13 protein-coding genes and 1 pseudogene are annotated in these 16,755 nt (G+C 61.5%); 13 read left to right on the top strand and 1 reads right to left on the bottom strand.

Translation table 11 applies throughout. The features are described from left to right. Nucleotides 1–169 precede the first annotated feature (169 nt). The 13 genes and pseudogenes from GVL52_RS04965 (at nt 170) to GVL52_RS04905 (ending at nt 15,566) form a co-directional block, all read left to right on the top strand. Nucleotides 170–1,387: a deoxyguanosinetriphosphate triphosphohydrolase gene (locus GVL52_RS04965; RefSeq protein WP_160004446.1), complete on the top strand. Its 1,218-nt coding sequence runs from the start codon at nt 170–172 to the stop codon at nt 1,385–1,387. A gap of 65 nt (nt 1,388–1,452) precedes the next feature. Beyond that, a complete protein-coding gene (argS, locus tag GVL52_RS04960; protein ID WP_160004444.1) occupies nt 1,453–3,210 on the top strand; it encodes an arginine--tRNA ligase in 1,758 nt (585 codons plus the stop codon). 60 nt (nt 3,211–3,270) lie between these two features. Continuing rightward, complete coding sequence (locus tag GVL52_RS04955) at nt 3,271–6,255, top strand: SPOR domain-containing protein (RefSeq protein ID WP_160004442.1); 2,985 nt, start codon at nt 3,271–3,273, stop codon at nt 6,253–6,255. 149 nt (nt 6,256–6,404) lie between these two features. Then, entirely contained in the window at nt 6,405–7,418 is a 1,014-nt protein-coding gene (nagZ, locus tag GVL52_RS04950) for a beta-N-acetylhexosaminidase (protein ID WP_160004440.1), read from the top strand. Between the two features lie 21 nt (nt 7,419–7,439). Further along, entirely contained in the window at nt 7,440–8,300 is an 861-nt protein-coding gene (locus tag GVL52_RS04945) for a ScpA family protein (protein ID WP_160004438.1), read from the top strand. After that, nucleotides 8,297–9,013: an SMC-Scp complex subunit ScpB gene (gene scpB / locus GVL52_RS04940; RefSeq protein WP_160004436.1), complete on the top strand. Its 717-nt coding sequence runs from the start codon at nt 8,297–8,299 to the stop codon at nt 9,011–9,013. Before GVL52_RS04945 ends, scpB begins: the two co-directional genes overlap by 4 nt. 186 nt (nt 9,014–9,199) lie before the next feature. Then, nucleotides 9,200–9,415 carry a twin-arginine translocase TatA/TatE family subunit gene (locus GVL52_RS04935; RefSeq protein ID WP_160004434.1) on the top strand — a complete coding sequence of 72 codons (216 nt, stop codon included), beginning with the start codon at nt 9,200–9,202 and terminating at the stop codon, nt 9,413–9,415. A gap of 48 nt (nt 9,416–9,463) precedes the next feature. Next, nucleotides 9,464–10,039 (top strand): annotated as a pseudogene (tatB, locus tag GVL52_RS04930) (Sec-independent protein translocase protein TatB); the annotation flags it as partial. Nucleotides 10,040–10,203: 164 nt separating this feature from the next. After that, the gene (gene tatC / locus GVL52_RS04925) at nt 10,204–11,031 is read left to right on the top strand and encodes a twin-arginine translocase subunit TatC (RefSeq protein WP_160004430.1); all 828 of its coding nucleotides are present in this window, start codon (nt 10,204–10,206) and stop codon (nt 11,029–11,031) included. Between the two features lie 99 nt (nt 11,032–11,130). Next, nucleotides 11,131–12,414, top strand: a complete 1,284-nt coding sequence (serS, locus tag GVL52_RS04920; protein ID WP_160004428.1) for a serine--tRNA ligase — start codon at nt 11,131–11,133, stop codon at nt 12,412–12,414. 4 nt (nt 12,415–12,418) lie between these two features. Next, entirely contained in the window at nt 12,419–13,186 is a 768-nt protein-coding gene (gene surE / locus GVL52_RS04915; RefSeq protein WP_160004426.1) for a 5'/3'-nucleotidase SurE, read from the top strand. A 6-nt stretch (nt 13,187–13,192) separates the two neighbouring features. Continuing rightward, nucleotides 13,193–13,846, top strand: a complete 654-nt coding sequence (locus GVL52_RS04910; protein ID WP_160004424.1) for a protein-L-isoaspartate(D-aspartate) O-methyltransferase — start codon at nt 13,193–13,195, stop codon at nt 13,844–13,846. Between the two features lie 100 nt (nt 13,847–13,946). After that, the gene (locus GVL52_RS04905; protein WP_244619095.1) at nt 13,947–15,566 is read left to right on the top strand and encodes a LysM peptidoglycan-binding domain-containing M23 family metallopeptidase; all 1,620 of its coding nucleotides are present in this window, start codon (nt 13,947–13,949) and stop codon (nt 15,564–15,566) included. Nucleotides 15,567–15,685: 119 nt separating this feature from the next. Here the strand turns inward: GVL52_RS04905 and GVL52_RS04900 are convergent, their stop codons facing one another. Further along, on the bottom strand, nt 15,686–16,558 hold the full coding sequence (locus tag GVL52_RS04900; protein ID WP_160004420.1) for an ATP-binding protein: 873 nt from the start codon (nt 16,556–16,558) through the stop codon (nt 15,686–15,688). Nucleotides 16,559–16,755: the final 197 nt, after the last annotated feature.

The following is a 16,755-nucleotide window of genomic DNA, read 5'->3' as shown; positions in this document are numbered from 1 at the left end:
AATACAAGCGGCTGTTTTCAAAGGCACTTGCGCCTTATATCACGACAAGGCGGCTTTCGGCAAAGCGGATGAAATGTCGTCTCTTTGCCGTTTACGCTCTCTATAGGTATGAAGAGCAGATAGCGGCGTCAATGGGCAGCTGCCGCGACATGATGAGTGACGGTGAAGAATGACGATCGATAGGCGTGCATTAGGCTTCGGCAACAGCGACAGGGCGATCTATGCGGCTGACCCGTGGACCACGCGTGGCCGGCTCTACCCCGAAAATTCCAGCCCGACCCGCTCAGACTTCCAGCGTGACCGCGACCGCATCGTCCACACGACCGCCTTCCGTCGCCTGAAGCACAAGACGCAGGTTTTCATTGCCCAGGACGGCGATCACTATCGCACCCGCCTGACCCACACGATCGAAGTGGCACAAATCGCCCGCGCGCTGGCGAGAGCCCTGAAGCTCGATGAGGATCTGGCGGAAGGCGTGGCGCTGGTCCACGATTTCGGCCACACGCCCTTCGGCCACACCGGCGAGGATGCGCTGCACGAAATGCTGCTGCCCTATGGCGGCTTCGATCACAACGCCCAGTCGCTGCGCATCGTCACCAAGCTGGAACGTCGCTATGCCGAATTCGACGGTATCAACCTGACATGGGAGAGCCTCGAGGGGCTGGTCAAGCACAACGGTCCGCTGCTCACGAAGGATGGAGTCGGAACGCACGGCCCCGTGCCGCAGCCCATCCTCGACTATTGCGAGATCCATGACCTTGAGCTTGTCACCTTCGCCAGCCTCGAAGCCCAGGTGGCGGCGATCGCCGACGACATTGCCTATAATACCCATGACATCGACGACGGTCTGCGCTCCGGCTACCTGACCTTTGAGATGCTGGAGGAAATCCCGTTCCTGGCCGGCTTGATGGAAGAGGTGAGGGCGCGCTATCCCGGTCTGGAAGCCAGCCGCTTCACCCACGAGATCATGCGCCGGCAGATCACCCGCATGGTGGAGGACGTCATTTCGGTGGCGCAGGAGCGTCTGTCCGAGGTCAAGCCGCAGAGTGCTGATGACGTCAGGCATGCCAGCCGCGTGATTGCGACGTTCTCCGAGGCGATGGCCGAAACCGACAAGCAGATCAAGGCGATGCTGTTCAAGCGTATCTATCGCCATCCCGAGATCATGCGCATCCGCGCTGGTGCAGCCCAGATCGTCACCGATCTGTTCGGAGCCTACATGGTCAACCCGAAAGAGATGCAGAGCCACTACTGGGTCGATCACATTGCCGGCCTTGCCGAAGCGCCCAAGGCGCGCCACGTTGGCGATTATCTCGCAGGCATGACCGATACATACGCAATCAGTGCCCACAGGCGATTGTTTGACCAGACTCCGGATTTGCGCTAGGCAGCGGTCGCTCGGCATAGGCCGGGACAATGCCGTGTGGCACAGCATATGCATGGAAGAGTGCGATGAACCTTTTTACCGATTTCGAAGCCAGGATTAAAACCGCCCTTGAACAGATTGATCTGGTCAAGGAAAAGCGATCCGAGCTTGATTTCGACCGCATCGCCATCGAACCGCCGCGCGATCCGAGCCATGGCGATGTCGCCACCAATGCCGCCATGGTGCTGGCAAAGCCGTTGGGCACCAACCCGCGGGCGCTGGCCGACATTATCGCTGCAAAGCTCAAGGAAGACCCTGACGTTGCCGACGTCTCGGTTGCCGGCCCGGGCTTCATCAACCTCAAGATTGCCGTCGGCTACTGGCAGCGTCTGCTCGCCTCGATGATCGAAAGCGGCACTGATTACGGCCGTTCGACGCTCGGCTCCGGCCGCAAGGTCAACGTCGAATACGTCTCGGCCAATCCGACCGGCCCGATGCATGTCGGCCATTGCCGTGGCGCCGTTGTCGGCGACGCACTGGCCAACCTATTGTCCTTTGCCGGTTTCGACGTGGTCAAGGAATACTACATCAACGACGCCGGCTCGCAGATCGACGTGCTGGCGCGTTCGGTGTTCCTGCGTTACCGCGAAGCGCTGGGCGAAAAGATCGGCGACATCCCGGCCGGCCTCTATCCCGGCGACTATCTCGTTCCAGTCGGCGAGTCACTGGCGCGTGACTACGGCGTCCGGCTGCACAATATGCCCGAGGATCAGTGGATGCCGATCGTCAAGGATCGGACCATCGATGCCATGATGGTGATGATCCGCGAGGATCTGGATGCCCTCAATGTCCATCACGATGTCTTCTTCTCAGAGCGCACGCTGCACGCCAACGGCGCTGCCGCCATCCGTACGGCGATCAACGACCTGACCTTCAAGGGCCACGTCTACAAGGGCACGTTGCCGCCCCCGAAGGGCCAGTTGCCGGAAGATTGGGAAGATCGCGAGCAGACGCTGTTCCGCTCGACGGAGGTCGGCGACGACATGGATCGTCCGCTGATCAAGTCCGACGGCTCCTACACCTATTTCGCCGCCGACGTTGCCTACTTCAAGAACAAGTACGACCGCGGCTTCAACGAGATGATCTACGTGCTCGGCGCCGATCATGGCGGCTACGTCAAGCGCCTGGAAGCGGTTGCGCGGGGCGTCTCGGAAGGCAAGGCAAAGCTTACCGTTCTGTTGTGCCAGCTCGTCAAGCTGTTCCGCGACGGCGAACCGGTCAAGATGTCGAAGCGCTCCGGCGACTTCGTCACGCTGCGTGACGTAGTCGAAGAGGTGGGTCGCGATTCGGTGCGGTTCATGATGCTATATCGGAAGAGTTCCGAGCCGTTAGACTTCGATTTTGCCAAAGTAACGGAGCAATCGAAAGATAATCCGGTGTTCTACGTACAGTATGCGCATGCGCGTTGCATGTCGGTATTCCGCCAGGCGAAAGAAGCGTTCCCCAACCTGGACGTGTCGCCGCAGGCCCTTGCCAAGGCAGCCTCCGGCATCTCGGATCCGGCTGAATTGCAGCTGATTGCCAAGGTTGCCGAGTTCCCGCGGCTGGTCGATGCTGCTGCCCAGTCGCAGGAGCCGCATCGCGTCGCGTTCTACCTCTACGATCTGGCCAGCTCATTCCACGCGCATTGGAATAAGGGCAAGGATCAGGTAGACTTACGATTTATTAACGATAAGAGCCGAGAATCGAGTATTACCAGACTAGGGCTGGTGTACGCCGTTGCGTCCGTTTTGAAGTCGGGTCTTGCCATTGCAGGGACGGCAGCGCCGGAAGAGATGCGGTAGGCGTCACCATTTACCCACAATGCGCTGGCACGAAACCTTTGCATTTGCGAGTGGATGAGTATGGCAGATAAACAGCGAGCGTATGATACGCGTGACAATGCGAACCTCTTCGCTGACGACGATCCCCTTGCAGAACTTGCACGTATCGTCGGCTTCGAGCCTCGCGTAGCGGCAAATACTGTCGATACGGCGCCACGGCAGGAGCCGGCTTTCAATCTGGAAGACGAATTGCTGCGCGAGTTCGAGCGTTACGACGCTCCGACTGCGCCGGCGATCGTCGATCATCCGGTGGAGGCGGCATTCGTGGAGCCGGTCTCTTACGCTGAGCCGGAACCCGTTGCTTACGCCGAGCCAGAGCCGCATCACGAAGCCACGCCTCACTACGAAGTCGAAGCTGTCCAGTACGAAGCACCCGTTGTTCCGGAGCAGGCCGTCGATTATCGGGCGCCTGCTGCCGAGCAGCACGACGCCAGCTCCATTCTGCCGTCAAGCGATTGGGCGTCGGGCGTTTCCAGGCCTGCCGAGCCCGTCTCCGGCGGTGCCCGCGACCTGATCGAGGAGCTTGAGCTGTCCATCAGCGCCGCACCGGCGCCGTTGCAGCCTGCAAAGGCGCCGCAGTGGTCCGCCGCAAGCATCCGGTTGCCGATCGCCAATTTCCATCCTTCGCGCCGCGACCAGCCTGTTGCTGCTGCACCGGTGCCGGAGCCGGTTGCTGTGGCTGCCGCCGAACTGCTTTTGCCTCAGCCTGAGGTCGAGTTCGAGATGCCAGCCGCTGCCAGCTTCCCGGCCGAGATCGATCGTCATGAGCCGGCTTTCGTCGCCGAAGCACCAGTCGTGGAGCCGGTCGCTGACCCGACCGTCGATCACAGCGCTTTCGATCTGGCGGCTGCTGCAAAAGACGGTGACATCAAGGCTGATGCGGCTCTGACCGAAGCTGTGCCAGAATTCGACGATATCGCCTTCGATATCGATGATCTGCTCGCAGACGTGTCGCAGTATCCCGTTGCCGGACGCGAGCCCGCACCTGTGCCAGCGGAGCCATCTGCTCCGGCCTACGTGCCGGAGGCACCCGTCGCCGTTGCCGCGCCCCTGTATGTGCCTGAGCCGCAGCCGGTCGTCGCCAAGGCAGCGCCCGAGGCGGAAGACCCGTTTGCGGGCCATGATTTCGAACTGGACCTCGAAGGTATCGAGCTTGAGCTCGCAGACCTCGATTTCGTTGAGCCTGTCGTCGCGCAGGAGATCGAACAACCGAAGCCAGTAATACCTGCTGCCGTCACCTATCAGCCCGCAGCTTACCAGCCTGAGCCGGCTCCGCGTCCGACGCCAGCGCCAGTGTATCAGGCCCCTGTCTATCAAGCCCCTGTCCATCAGGCGCCAGCACCGGTCTACCGGTCGCCGGAGCCCGTTGCTGTCGCCGCACCTGCGGCCCCGGCCTACAGGGCGCCGGCGTTCGTCGGCGACACGGCAGAAGAGCTTCCTTTCGACCCGTCGATGATCTCGGACGCCGAATATCAGATGGAAGCCGTCGAGATGCATGTCCCGACGCTGCCGCCGGTCGAAAAGCATGAGCCGGTTGCCGCCATGTCCGACTTCGATTTCGACGTCGATTCTGAAATCGCCAATCTGCTGGCGCCTGCCAAGCCTGCCGAAGCATCGGCAAAGCCATCCGCCGAGGAATGGCGTGCGCGCAGCCAGGCCGCCGTGGCGTCGACCGCAGCTGTTTCCATGCAGCAGCCGTCGCAGCCGCAGGCCCAGAGCTTCGATGAGTTCGAGCGCGCGCTGGAAGAAGATTTCCGCCGCAGCGTCAACGAGCCCGTGCAGCAGCGTCGCGAGACGGTGTCCGAAGTTCAGATCCAGTCGGCGAGCGATGCCGAGGACATGAGCCGTGCCCGCTCGATGAAGCGCATGCTGGCCGGCGCTGTTGCCGTCGTCATTCTGGGCGGTGTTGCCTCTGCCGGTTATTCGTTCCTGGCCCGCGATGGCGGCCTCGGCATTGCCTCCGGCGAGCCGCGCGTCATCGTTGCAGACAAGGACCCGGTCAAGGTCGTTCCGGAAAATCCGGGCGGCAAGACGGTTCCGAACCAGGACAAGGCTGTCTACGACAGCGTTGGTGGCGCCGCCGCCGAAGCACCGAAGCAGAAGGCGCTGGTCTCGAGCGATGAGCAGCCTGTTGACGTTGTCCAGCGCACGCTGACCCCGGAAACGCTTCCCGAAGACAATGATGCGCCGATGCCATCCATGGCAACGCCGGTTGGCGATACCCAGGACCCGCGCTTGCTGCCGACCAACACCGCGAATGATACGGCCGTTGCCGACACGTCGGACGCTGATCGCTCGCCATCGGTCTCGGCCCGCAAGGTTCGTACCATGATCGTCAGGCCGGACGGCACGCTCGTCGCCCGCGACGAGCCGGCACCGGAAGCTGCAGCGTCTTCGCTGCCGAAGCCGACCTCGGTTCAGACGCAGAAGATTACGGCAGGATCTGCAGCAGCACCGACGATCGAACAGTTGGCATCGGCCGACATTCGATCGACACCGGTGGAGGGCACTACGCCTTCGCCGCAGCAGGCGTCCGAAAACGTCCTTGCGAAGGCCGCCGCGGCAACGCCTGAAAGCGTCAACCCGCCGGTCAGAGCCGTGACCAGCACCAAGACCGACACCGCTCCGGTTCCGGCCGCTCGTCCGACGGCTGCCGCACCACTGGCACCTGCTGCACAGACACCGAAAGTACCGCAGGCATCGAAGGAAGTGGCTGCGGTCTCACCGGCGGCAACGCAGGCACAGCCGACGACAGCCGCTGCGGGCGGCTATGGCGTCCAGATCGCCTCGCTGCCGTCCGAAGCCGAAGCCAAGAAGTCCTATGCCAGCCTGTCGAAGAAGTTCGCGGGCGTGCTGAGCGGTCGTTCCTACGAAATCCGCAAGGCCGACATTGCAGGCAAGGGCACCTTTTATCGTGTCCGTATCCCGGCAAGCTCCAAGGATGAAGCTGCGGCGATCTGCGAAAAGTATCGCTCTGCCGGTGGCTCCTGCCTGATCTCGAAGTAAGCTTCGAAGACCAATCGATCCGAGAGCGGCGGGCACAATGTCCGCCGCTCTTTTTTGTGCCCGCACTTCTTTTTTGTGCCCGCACTTCTTTTTTGTGAATGGCAATTGACGCTGCTCGCATTTCGCCGGGGCGCCTCTATGATTCGGGTATGACCGAATCAAAAGCAATGATCCTGGGCTGTAGCGGCCTGTCCCTGACGCCCGAAGAAAAGGCCTTCTACAGGGCCGAGCGCCCCTGGGGCTTCATTCTCTTCGGCCGCAATATTTCCGAGCCGCAGCAGATCACCGATCTTGTTGCCGAAATGCGCGAGAGCGTCGGCTGGCATGCGCCGGTGCTGATCGATCAGGAGGGGGGTCGCGTTCAGCGCATCCGCCCGCCGATCCTGCAGCACTATCCCTCAGGCCAGCAGCTCGGCGATCTCTATCGCCAGGACAAGGGCAGGGGCAAGCGCGCCGCCTGGCTGATGTCGCGCCTGCATGCTTTCGATCTCTCGAGGTTCGGCATCAACGTCGATTGCCTGCCCGTTCTCGACGTGCCCGTCGAAGGCAGCAGCAACGTCATCGGCAACCGCGCCTATGGCGCCGATCCGGTGACCGTCACCGAAATGGGCATGGCGGCGTCCGAGGGCCTGAAGGCTGGCGGCGTGCTGTCTGTCATGAAGCATATGCCGGGCCACGGTCGCGGTTTTGCCGATTCCCACCACGAACTGCCGGTCGTCACCGTCTCGCGCGAAGAGCTCGAAGCCCACGATTTTCCGCCCTTCATCGCCATGAAGGACGAGCTGATGGCGATGACCTGCCATCTGGTCTTCACGGCGATCGATCCGGACAATCCGGCGACCACGTCGCGCAAGGTCATCGACGGCATCATTCGCGAACAGATCGGTTTTACCGGCCTGTTGCTGTCGGATGACAGCTCGATGAACGCTTTGGCGGGGACAATCGGCGAGCGAGCCGCAAATATCATTGCGGGCGGCTGCGATATCGTGCTGCATTGCAATGGACATATGGACGAGATGCAGCAGGTCGTTGCCAACGTGCCGCTGCTGCAGGGCAAGCCGCTGGAACGCGCAAGGCGTGTGGAGCAGGGCTTCCCAATGCCTGACGCCGCCGACGAGGCTGCCATCAGGGCCGAATTCGATGCGATGTTTGCGACGGTCTGATCGCGAAAGGAACAAGACGGGGTGAACACGATAAAGGCTCAGGATCGGCCACATCAGGCGGGAACGCCGATGGACAAGCTGTGGCAGGATACAGGCGCCGAGCGCGCCTCCAATGATCCGGCATTGCTGATCGATGTCGCCGGCTTCGAAGGCCCGCTCGATCTGCTGCTTCATCTCGCCCGCACCCAGAAAGTCGATCTGTCGCGCATCTCGGTGCTGGCACTGGCCGAACAGTATCTGCTGTTCATCGACAGCGCCCGCCGCATCCGCATCGAGCTTGCAGCCGACTACCTCGTCATGGCGGCATGGCTTGCCTATCTCAAATCACGCCTGCTCATTCCGCAGCAGGCCAAGGACGACGGTCCTTCCGGCGAGGAGATGGCCGCATCGCTGGCATTCCGCCTGAAGCGCCTGGAAGCGATGCGCGAGGCGGCTGGCGGCCTTGTCAATCGCAACCGTCTTGGCCGGGATGTTCTCGCCCGTGGCGCCCCGGAGCATATCCCCGATCGCAGGCAGTCTGCCTATGACGCCAGCCTCTATGACCTGCTGACCGCCTATGCATCGCTGCGTCAGCGCCAGGCTGTCACCCAGGTCACCATCGCGCGCCGTACCGTCTGGTCGCTAACCGACGCGCGTGAACTGTTGACCCGCCTGATCGGCGAGGTGGTCGATTGGACGGCGCTTGAGCAGCATCTGCTTGCCTATATGGTTTCGCCGGAAGAGAGGGTGACGGCGATTGCCAGCGCCTTTGCCGCTTCCCTCGAGCTGGTGCGCGAAGGCAAGATCGAGATTCGCCAGGAAGGTGTGTTCGAACCGATCTATATGCGGCGCGGCCCAAACCACGCGACACTGCAGGTGGTCGAACAGGAGCTGCCGGCTTGAGCGATCTGGAAGACGACGACATCGAGCGCGACGAGGAACCGACGGCAGACGAAGATCTGCGCGACGAGACCGAAGCCACCCGCATTGCCGAGGCGCTGGTATTTGCCTCGGCTCAGCCGGTGTCCGAAGGCTTCATCGCGGATCGCCTGCCGAGAGCGTTCGACGTTCATGCCATCATGCTGCGCCTGCAGGAGCAATATGCCCACCGTGGCGTCAATCTGATCAAGGTCGACGATGCCTGGGCGTTCCGCACCGCCGCCGACCTGTCTTTCGTCATTCGCCGCGATGAGAACGAAGTCCGCAAGCTGTCGCGCGCAGCGCTCGAAGTGCTGGCGATCATTGCCTATCACCAGCCGGTGACGCGCGCCGAGATCGAAGACATCAGAGGCGTGCAGACCTCGCGTGGTACGCTGGACGTGCTGATGGAGGCGGGCTGGGTCCGTTTCCGTGGCCGCCGACGCACACCGGGACGCCCCGTGACGCTCGGCACCACCCGCGACTTCCTCGATCATTTTGGTCTGGAGGAGCTGCGTGACCTGCCGGGTCTGGAAGAGTTGAAGGGGGCAGGGCTGCTGTCCGGCCGCATTCCGGCGAATTTCAACATCCCGTCGCCGCTGATGAGCGACGAATTGACTGAGGACGAGGATCCGATCACGCAGATGGATCTGGAGGAACTGGGCCTTCTGGCGCCGGGCGGCGCGTCGGATGAATAGTAGTTCCGTGTCTTTGTTTCGCCACTCCAAGCGAAAACAATGCTGATCACGACTTTTCGATTGCGGGATGACTTGTCACAACGGTCAAACCCGTGACATTAAGCGTCAATCCAAGGGGAATTTAGATGTTGGATTTGGTGTTGGGCATTCTTACATCAATAGACATCACAACAGGGAGTTAGCGTAATGGGTTCTTTTAGCATGTGGCACTGGCTGATCGTTCTGGTCATCGTGCTGTTGCTCTTCGGTCGTGGCAAGATTCCGGAACTGATGGGCGATGTTGCCAAGGGCATCAAGAGCTTCAAGAAGGGCATCACCGAAGACGATGCTCCTGAGGCGACGACCACCACCACCACGCCAGTTGGCAAGACCGTCGATCACAAGGCCGACGAAACGAAGTAATCACGTCCGGGCAGCGCAGCCCCCGCGTTTCCCGTTCAGGAGCCTTGAATGTTCGATATTGGCTGGACCGAGCTGCTTGTCATCGCGGTCGTATTGATTGTTGTGGTCGGTCCCAAGGATCTGCCGCCGATGCTTCGCGCCTTCGGCAAGATGACGCAGCGTGCCAAAAAGGTCGCTGGCGAGTTCCGCGCCCAGTTCGACGAGGCGCTTCGCGAAGCCGACCTCGACGATGTGCGCCAGACATTGAGTGACGCGCAGAAGCTCAACCCCGTCAACTCGCTGCGCGAGGCGATGAACCCGCTTCGGCAGATGGGCAACGACATCAAGGCCGATCTGCAGAGATCGACCTCGGTTGAAACCAAGACCGAAGTGCCGCCTGCTGTCATGGAGGCCCCGGTTCCTGCGATGAGCCTATCGGAAACGCCGCCAGTCATGGCGCCGCCGACACCGGAGCCTGCTGTTTCCGCTGTCATGCCAGGCACGCCGGTTGCTGAAAAGGCCAAGGCTGCTCGCAAGCCGCGCGCCAAGGCCGCCGATAAGGCAGACGCCGTTGCTGCGATTGCTGTGACCCCGGCACCGGCCGAGAAACCCAAGCGCGCTGCAGCCAAGCCTGCGACGCCCAAGGTCGCCTCCGCCAAGCCCGCCGGCGTGAAGGCCGCAACGGCCAAGCCAGTGCCTGCACAGTCAGCGCCTGCAAAGCCTGCCGCTGTCGAAACGCCGACGCTCGTGGCAACCGAGACGATCGCCGCTCCGAAGAAGCCGGCAGCGAAGAAAAAGAAAGATGAAGCATGAGCGGTGATATAGAAGACAAGCCGCAGCCCTTGATCGAGCACCTGATGGAGCTGCGCACGCGGCTGATGTGGGCGATCGGTGCGTTCTTCGTTGCCTTCATCGGTTGCTTCGTCGTTGCCAAGCATCTCTTCAACGTTCTGGTCTACCCGTATAAATGGGCGGTCCAGTGGGCGCATCTCGATGTGTCCAAGGCCCAGCTGATCTACACAGCACCCCAGGAATTCTTCTTTACCCAGGTGAAGGTCGCGATGTTCGGCGGCCTGGTGATCGCCTTTCCGATCATTGCCGCGCAGATCTACAAGTTCGTGGCTCCCGGCCTCTACAAGAACGAGCGCTCCGCCTTCCTGCCGTTCCTGATTGCCTCGCCGATCCTGTTTCTGATGGGCGCGGCTCTCGTCTACTTCTTCTTCACGCCGATGGTCATGTGGTTCTTCCTGACCATGCAGCAGGCGCCTGGCGAGGGCGATATCGCCATTTCGCTGATGCCGAAGGTCTCGGAATATCTCAGCCTCATCATGACGCTGGTGTTTTCCTTCGGCCTGGTGTTCCAGCTCCCCGTGATCACCACGCTCCTGGCCCGCGTCGGCCTGCTGACGTCACAATGGCTGCGCGAGAAGCGCAAGTTCGCGATCGTGCTGGCCTTTGTCGTCGCAGCCGTCCTGACGCCGCCCGATCCGATGTCCCAGATCGGTCTTGCGCTGCCGACTATCATTCTCTACGAGATTGCCATCTACGCGGCACGACTCGTGGAACGCAAGCGCGCCAGCGAAGCGGTCAAAGAGGCTGATGGGTCCGCAGACGTTGCCAAGACGGACAACGTCTGAGCGATCACTAAAATCCCTCGATGAACGTTTTCGAATATCCGGTCGAGGCCCGGTCAGGCTTTGGCCGGGTCATCCCTTTTGCAACGACCTGGAACGACGATGCTCGATATCAAATGGATCCGTGAGAATCCCGAAGCCCTCGACGCGGCACTTGCCAAGCGTGGTGCTGAGCCTTTGTCCGAAAGCCTGATCGCGCTTGACGAAAAGCGCCGCGCAGCCGTCCAGAAGGTCCAGGACATGCAGTCCCGCCGCAACACCGCCTCCAAGGAGATCGGTGCGGCGATGGCGCAGAAGAACGCCGCGCTTGCCGAAAAGCTGAAGGCCGAGGTCGCCGATCTCAAGGTGCTGATGCCGGCTGCCGAAGAAGATGATCGCACGCTTTCCGAACAGCTGACCGACGCGCTGTCGCGCATTCCGAACATCCCGCATGACGATGTTCCCGTCGGCAAGGACGAGCACGACAATGTCGTAACACGCATGAGCGGCGAGAAGCCGCGCTGGAACCATGCGCCGAAGGAACACTTCGAAATCGGCGAAGCGCTCGGCTACATGAGTTTTGAAACGGCAGCCAAGCTCTCCGGTTCGCGCTTCACGGTGCTGACAGGTCCGCTTGCACGTCTCGAACGTGCGCTTGGCCAGTTCATGATCGACCTGCACACCAGCGAGCACGGCTATACCGAAGTCAGCTCACCCCTGATGGTGCGCGCCGAGGCGCTGTTCGGGACCGGCAACCTGCCGAAGTTCGAAGAAGACCTCTTCAAGACGACCGATGGCCGTTATCTGATCCCGACCGCTGAAGTCACGCTCACCAACCTCGTGCGCGAAGAAATCCTCGATCAGGAAAAGCTGCCGCTGCGCTTCACCGCGCTGACGCCGTCGTTCCGCTCGGAAGCAGGATCGGCCGGTCGCGACACCCGCGGCATGCTGCGCCAGCACCAGTTCTGGAAGTGTGAGCTCGTCTCGATCACCGACGCTGAAAGCTCGATCGCCGAGCACGAGCGCATGACTGCCTGCGCCGAGGAAGTGCTGAAGCGTCTTGGCCTGCATTTCCGTACGCTGACGCTCTGCACCGGCGACATGGGCTTCGGCTCGCGCAAGACCTACGATCTCGAGGTCTGGCTGCCCGGACAGGACACCTACCGCGAAATCTCGTCCTGCTCGGTCTGCGGCGATTTCCAGGCGCGGCGCATGAACAGCCGCTACCGCGGCAAGGAAGACAAGGCGACGAAGTTCGTTCACACGCTGAACGGCTCCGGTACCGCTGTCGGCCGCTGCCTGATCGCGGTTCTGGAAAACTATCTGAACGAGGACGGCTCGGTGACGATCCCGGACGTTCTGCTGCCTTATATGGGCGGTCTCACGAAAATCGAACGGGCGGCTTGAAACCATGCGCATTCTGCTCACCAACGACGACGGCATTCACGCGGAAGGCCTTGCGGCGCTGGAGCGGATTGCGCGCACGCTCTCCGACGACGTCTGGATCGTCGCGCCCGAAACCGACCAGAGCGGCCTTGCCCATTCGCTGAGCCTGTCGGAGCCGCTGCGCCTGCGCAAGATCTCCGACAAGCACTTCGCCCTGCGCGGCACGCCGACCGATTGCGTGATCATGGGCATCAAGCAGGTGATGGACCTCAAGCCTGATCTCGTTCTGTCAGGCGTCAATGCCGGCTCGAACGTCGCCGACGACGTCACCTATTCCGGCACCATTGCCGGCGCCATCGAGGGCACCATGCAGGGCGTGCGCTCGTTTGCGCTGAGCCAGGCCTATATCCGCGAGGGTGACCAGCGCATCCTCCCCTGGGAGGTCTGCGAGACCCATGCCCCGGCGCTTCTGGGTAAGCTGATGTCGATCGATCTGCCCGAGGGCACTTTCCTCAATCTGAACTTCCCGAACTGCGCGCCTGAAGAGGTCGAGGGAACGGAAGTGACGGCGCAGGGCAAGCTTGCCTTCAATCTCGACGTCGATGCCCGTGCCGATGGCCGCGGCTTTCCCTACTACTGGCTGAAGTTTGGCGAGCGCGCCGGTGCCTTTGTCGAGGGTACGGATGTCAACGCACTCAAGAATCGAAAGATTTCGGTAACGCCTTTGAAACTGGATCTGACTGATTATTCCGTACAGGACCGCGTAGCGCGGGCGCTTTCGGGTACGGAGTAAATCGCATTGACGTCACGTCTGGTGGAGAAGGAAGAGTTTGCGGCACTCGTTTTACGGCTGCGGGCTGAAGGCGTGTCCGATCTCGACCTGCTGACTGCGGTCGAGCAGGCGCCACGATCGCTGTTCGTGCCGCCGCAATTTTCCGAGCAGGCCTATTCCAGCCGCACCATTCCGATCGAATGCGGCTCCTTCCTCGAAGGCGTCGATTTCGCCGTTCGCGTTTTGCATCAATTGAAGGTCAAGCCCGGCCAGCGTGTGCTTGAAGTCGGCACCGGCAGCGGTTTCATGACCGCAGTCATCGCCCGCATGGCCGAGCGCGTGCTCAGTATCGACCGTTACAAGACCCTGACAACGAACGCCCAGAAACGCCTTGAGACGCTCGGCATCCGCAATGTCATCATCCGTCAGGCGGATGGCAGTGCCGGTCTGCAGGGCGAGGGTACATTCGACCGCATTCTGGTGACGGCGGCTTTCGAAAATATGCCGCGCTTCTACGCCGACCAGCTGGTCTCTGGCGGGTCGATGATCGCGCCGTTGATGATTTCCGAAACCGAATGCCGCCTTGTGCGTCTGACAAAGACCGGCAGCCGCTTCGAGCGTGAAGAGTTATTCAACTCCCCATACCTGCCGATTGTTCCGCGCGTCGCTTCGCAGCTCTGAGCGAAACACGCGCTATGGTTAGCAATTTCTCAAAAAAATAGCGCGGGTTCCGCTGCCTTAACCGGGTGGTAATACTAACGCGCTTTAATAATCCCCACAAATGGTTGCGTTATTAGTGGGTCGAGTCATGCATTTCAGTCTTTCGCCAAAGTTCGGGAAGTCGGCCGGTAATGCCCTGGTTGTGGCTCTACTGGCGAGTGCCGCGTCAGGCTGCAGTTCCGATGTGACACGTTTCGGTGGTCTGTTTTCATCGTCCGGTCAGGATCAGGTGACGACCAATTCCATTCCTCGCCGGAACATGAGCGGTCTCCGCGCTGATCCTGTGCCGCAGGCAGACATGCAGGGCGGCGCGATGCAGCCCAACTATGCCAGCAACAATCAGGCGATGAACCAGCCATATCCGGCGCAGCAGCCGAACTATGGCTCGACCGCCCGCATGGCGTCGGCTCCGGTCTCTATCCAGCGTTCCGAACTCGCAGCGCCTGGCGCCGTGTCGCAGGCGCCAATGTCGCCGGCCCGCGAAAAGCAGGTGGCCCTCGCTCAGCCATTCCCGGCAGCCGCCGCGCCGCAGCACTCGGCTCAGGTCCTGACGCTGCCGAAGCGCGATGCGGACGCAATCGTAACAGGCTCGACACCAAAGGTTTCCGGCTGGTCCGCAAACAATGCGCCATCGGTCACCATGCGCCCCGGCGAAAGCATTGCCATTCTCGCCAACCGCTACGGTGTTCCCGAGAAGGAAGTGCTGCGCGCCAACGGCCTGAAGACCGCTTCTGCGGCAAAGCCCGGCCAGGTCATCCTCATTCCGACCTACAATGGCGGCAATGCAGCAAAGGCATCGGCACAGAGCAACGATCTCGCCAAGGGTGGCCAGGCGCCGCAGCCGGGCAAGCCGCAGGAACAGAATCTCGCCGTCATCCCGGGCTCCAACGCTGCCCGCGACAAGCAGATGGCGAGCGCCGATCAGGCCGGCAAGGCACCTATGGGTGCCGGCAAGGGTCCGAAGGGTGCCGGCGGCAGCTATGTGGTCAAGTCGGGCGACTCGCTCGCCAAGATCGCCAAGGCGACCGGCAACAGCGTCGATGACATCAAGGCGGCCAACAACCTGACAGCCGGCTCGATCCGCATCGGCCAGGAACTTCACATCCCGAATGGCGCCGGCGCTGCCGACACCATGAAGACCGCATCGATCCAGCCAAAGGCCGAGCCAAAGCCAGTCGCCCAGCCGGTCTCTGCACCAGCAACGGCTGCCGCACAGCCCGCCACCTACAAGGCGCCAGACGCGACCGAAAGCGTAAGCGATGCCGCCAAGAAGCAGGTGGCATCTGCGGCACCCGAAGCAACCGGCATCGGCAAGTATCGCTGGCCGGTCCGTGGTGCTGTGATCGCTGCCTATGGTGCCAACGTCAACGGCAGCCGCAACGACGGCATCGATATCTCGGTACCGCAGGGCACGGCGATCAAGGCCGCTGAAAACGGCGTGGTCATCTATGCCGGCAACGGCCTCAAGGAACTCGGCAACACCGTTCTCGTCCGTCACGACGATGGCACAGTCACTGTCTACGGCAACGCCGACACGCTGAGCGTCACCCGCGGCCAGAAAATCCAGCGCGGCCAGACCGTGGCGGTTTCAGGCATGAGCGGCAACGTCAAGCAGCCGCAGGTTCACTTCGAAGTCCGCAAGGACGCGACACCGGTAAACCCGATCACGTTCCTCGAATAGATCCCGATTTCCTCGATCAGGTCCAGATTTCCTCGAACAGGTAGTGCGTCTCGAGGACCACGCAAAAGCCCGGCTGAACGCCGGGCTTTTGTCGTTTCAGGCTATATGGTCCGAGCCTGTCAGGCACGATCGAGATGAATGCGCATCCGGCCCGCGAAATCCTGGATATATTGCCACGCGACGCGACCCGAACGCGCACCGCGGGTGGTCGCCCATTCGAGCGCTTCGGCATGCATCTTCTGGCGGTCCAGCGTCAGCTTGAAGTGATCGGCATAGCCGTCGATCATTGTCAGATAGTCTTCCTGGCTGCACTTGTGGAAGCCGAGCCACAGGCCGAAACGGTCCGACAGCGACACCTTCTCCTCGACCGCTTCAGACGGATTGATCGCCGTCGATTGCTCGTTCTCCATCATGTGGCGCGGCAAGAGGTGACGGCGGTTCGAGGTCGCGTAGAACAGGACGTTGTCCGGTCGTCCCTCGACGCCGCCGTCGAGCGCTGCCTTCAAGGACTTGTAGGCGGTGTCGTCATGGTCGAAGGAGAGGTCGTCGCAGAATACGATGACGCGGTGCGGTGTGTCTTTCAGGAGGTCGAGCAGAACAGGCAGGCTGGCAATATCCTCGCGGTGAACCTCGACAAGCTTCAGCGAGGCGCTGCTTTCCACTCTGACATCTTCGTGAACGGCTTTGACCAGCGACGATTTCCCCATGCCGCGGGCGCCCCAAAGCAGTACGTTGTTGGCTTCAAAGCCTTCCGCGAAGCGAACCGTGTTTTCATGCAAAATGTCGCGCACCCGATCGACGCCACGGATCAGGGTCAGGGCGACGCGATTGGGCCGCGCCACCGGCTGCAGATGCTGGCGGGCAGGGGACCACACGAAACAGTCCGCAGCCTCCCAGTCGTTGACGGCGGGGGCAGGTCCGGCGAGCCGTTCGACGGCGTCGGCCAGACGTCGAAGTTCGCTCAGAATGCTGCTGTTGAAGTCTTCGGCCATGGCGTGTCCTCCTTCAGGCGCTTGCGGCTGTGTGCCATTCGCTTTTCGCAGCGGGGTAGCATGGCCTTTTGCTCACGGAAAGGTTATGAGGCAGCGGAATCGGTACGGTTTTCGGCTGTTTCTGTTGCAATCGCAAAGACCATAATTATAGTCCGGCCACCGAGAAAAAGGCGACGTTTCGCCTCCGGAAAAGTTTT

Origin of the sequence: Rhizobium sp. 18055, from assembly GCF_902706285.1 — a bacterium.
In the GTDB taxonomy this organism is placed as follows: domain Bacteria; phylum Pseudomonadota; class Alphaproteobacteria; order Rhizobiales; family Rhizobiaceae; genus Rhizobium.
The sequence above is the reverse complement of the archived record's forward strand: the minus strand, read 5'-3'. Positions and strand labels throughout refer to the sequence as shown.

Coding starts and splice junctions, on each gene's coding strand:
- tatC (WP_160004430.1), top strand. CDS start 10,204: ATGAGCGGTGATATAGAAGACAAGCCGCAGCCCTTGATCGAGCACCTG.
- argS (WP_160004444.1), top strand. CDS start 1,453: ATGAACCTTTTTACCGATTTCGAAGCCAGGATTAAAACCGCCCTTGAA.
- serS (WP_160004428.1), top strand. CDS start 11,131: ATGCTCGATATCAAATGGATCCGTGAGAATCCCGAAGCCCTCGACGCG.
- GVL52_RS04900 (WP_160004420.1), bottom strand. CDS start 16,558: ATGGCCGAAGACTTCAACAGCAGCATTCTGAGCGAACTTCGACGTCTG.
- GVL52_RS04955 (WP_160004442.1), top strand. CDS start 3,271: ATGGCAGATAAACAGCGAGCGTATGATACGCGTGACAATGCGAACCTC.
- nagZ (WP_160004440.1), top strand. CDS start 6,405: ATGACCGAATCAAAAGCAATGATCCTGGGCTGTAGCGGCCTGTCCCTG.
- surE (WP_160004426.1), top strand. CDS start 12,419: ATGCGCATTCTGCTCACCAACGACGACGGCATTCACGCGGAAGGCCTT.
- GVL52_RS04965 (WP_160004446.1), top strand. CDS start 170: ATGACGATCGATAGGCGTGCATTAGGCTTCGGCAACAGCGACAGGGCG.
- GVL52_RS04905 (WP_244619095.1), top strand. CDS start 13,947: ATGGTTGCGTTATTAGTGGGTCGAGTCATGCATTTCAGTCTTTCGCCA.
- GVL52_RS04935 (WP_160004434.1), top strand. CDS start 9,200: ATGGGTTCTTTTAGCATGTGGCACTGGCTGATCGTTCTGGTCATCGTG.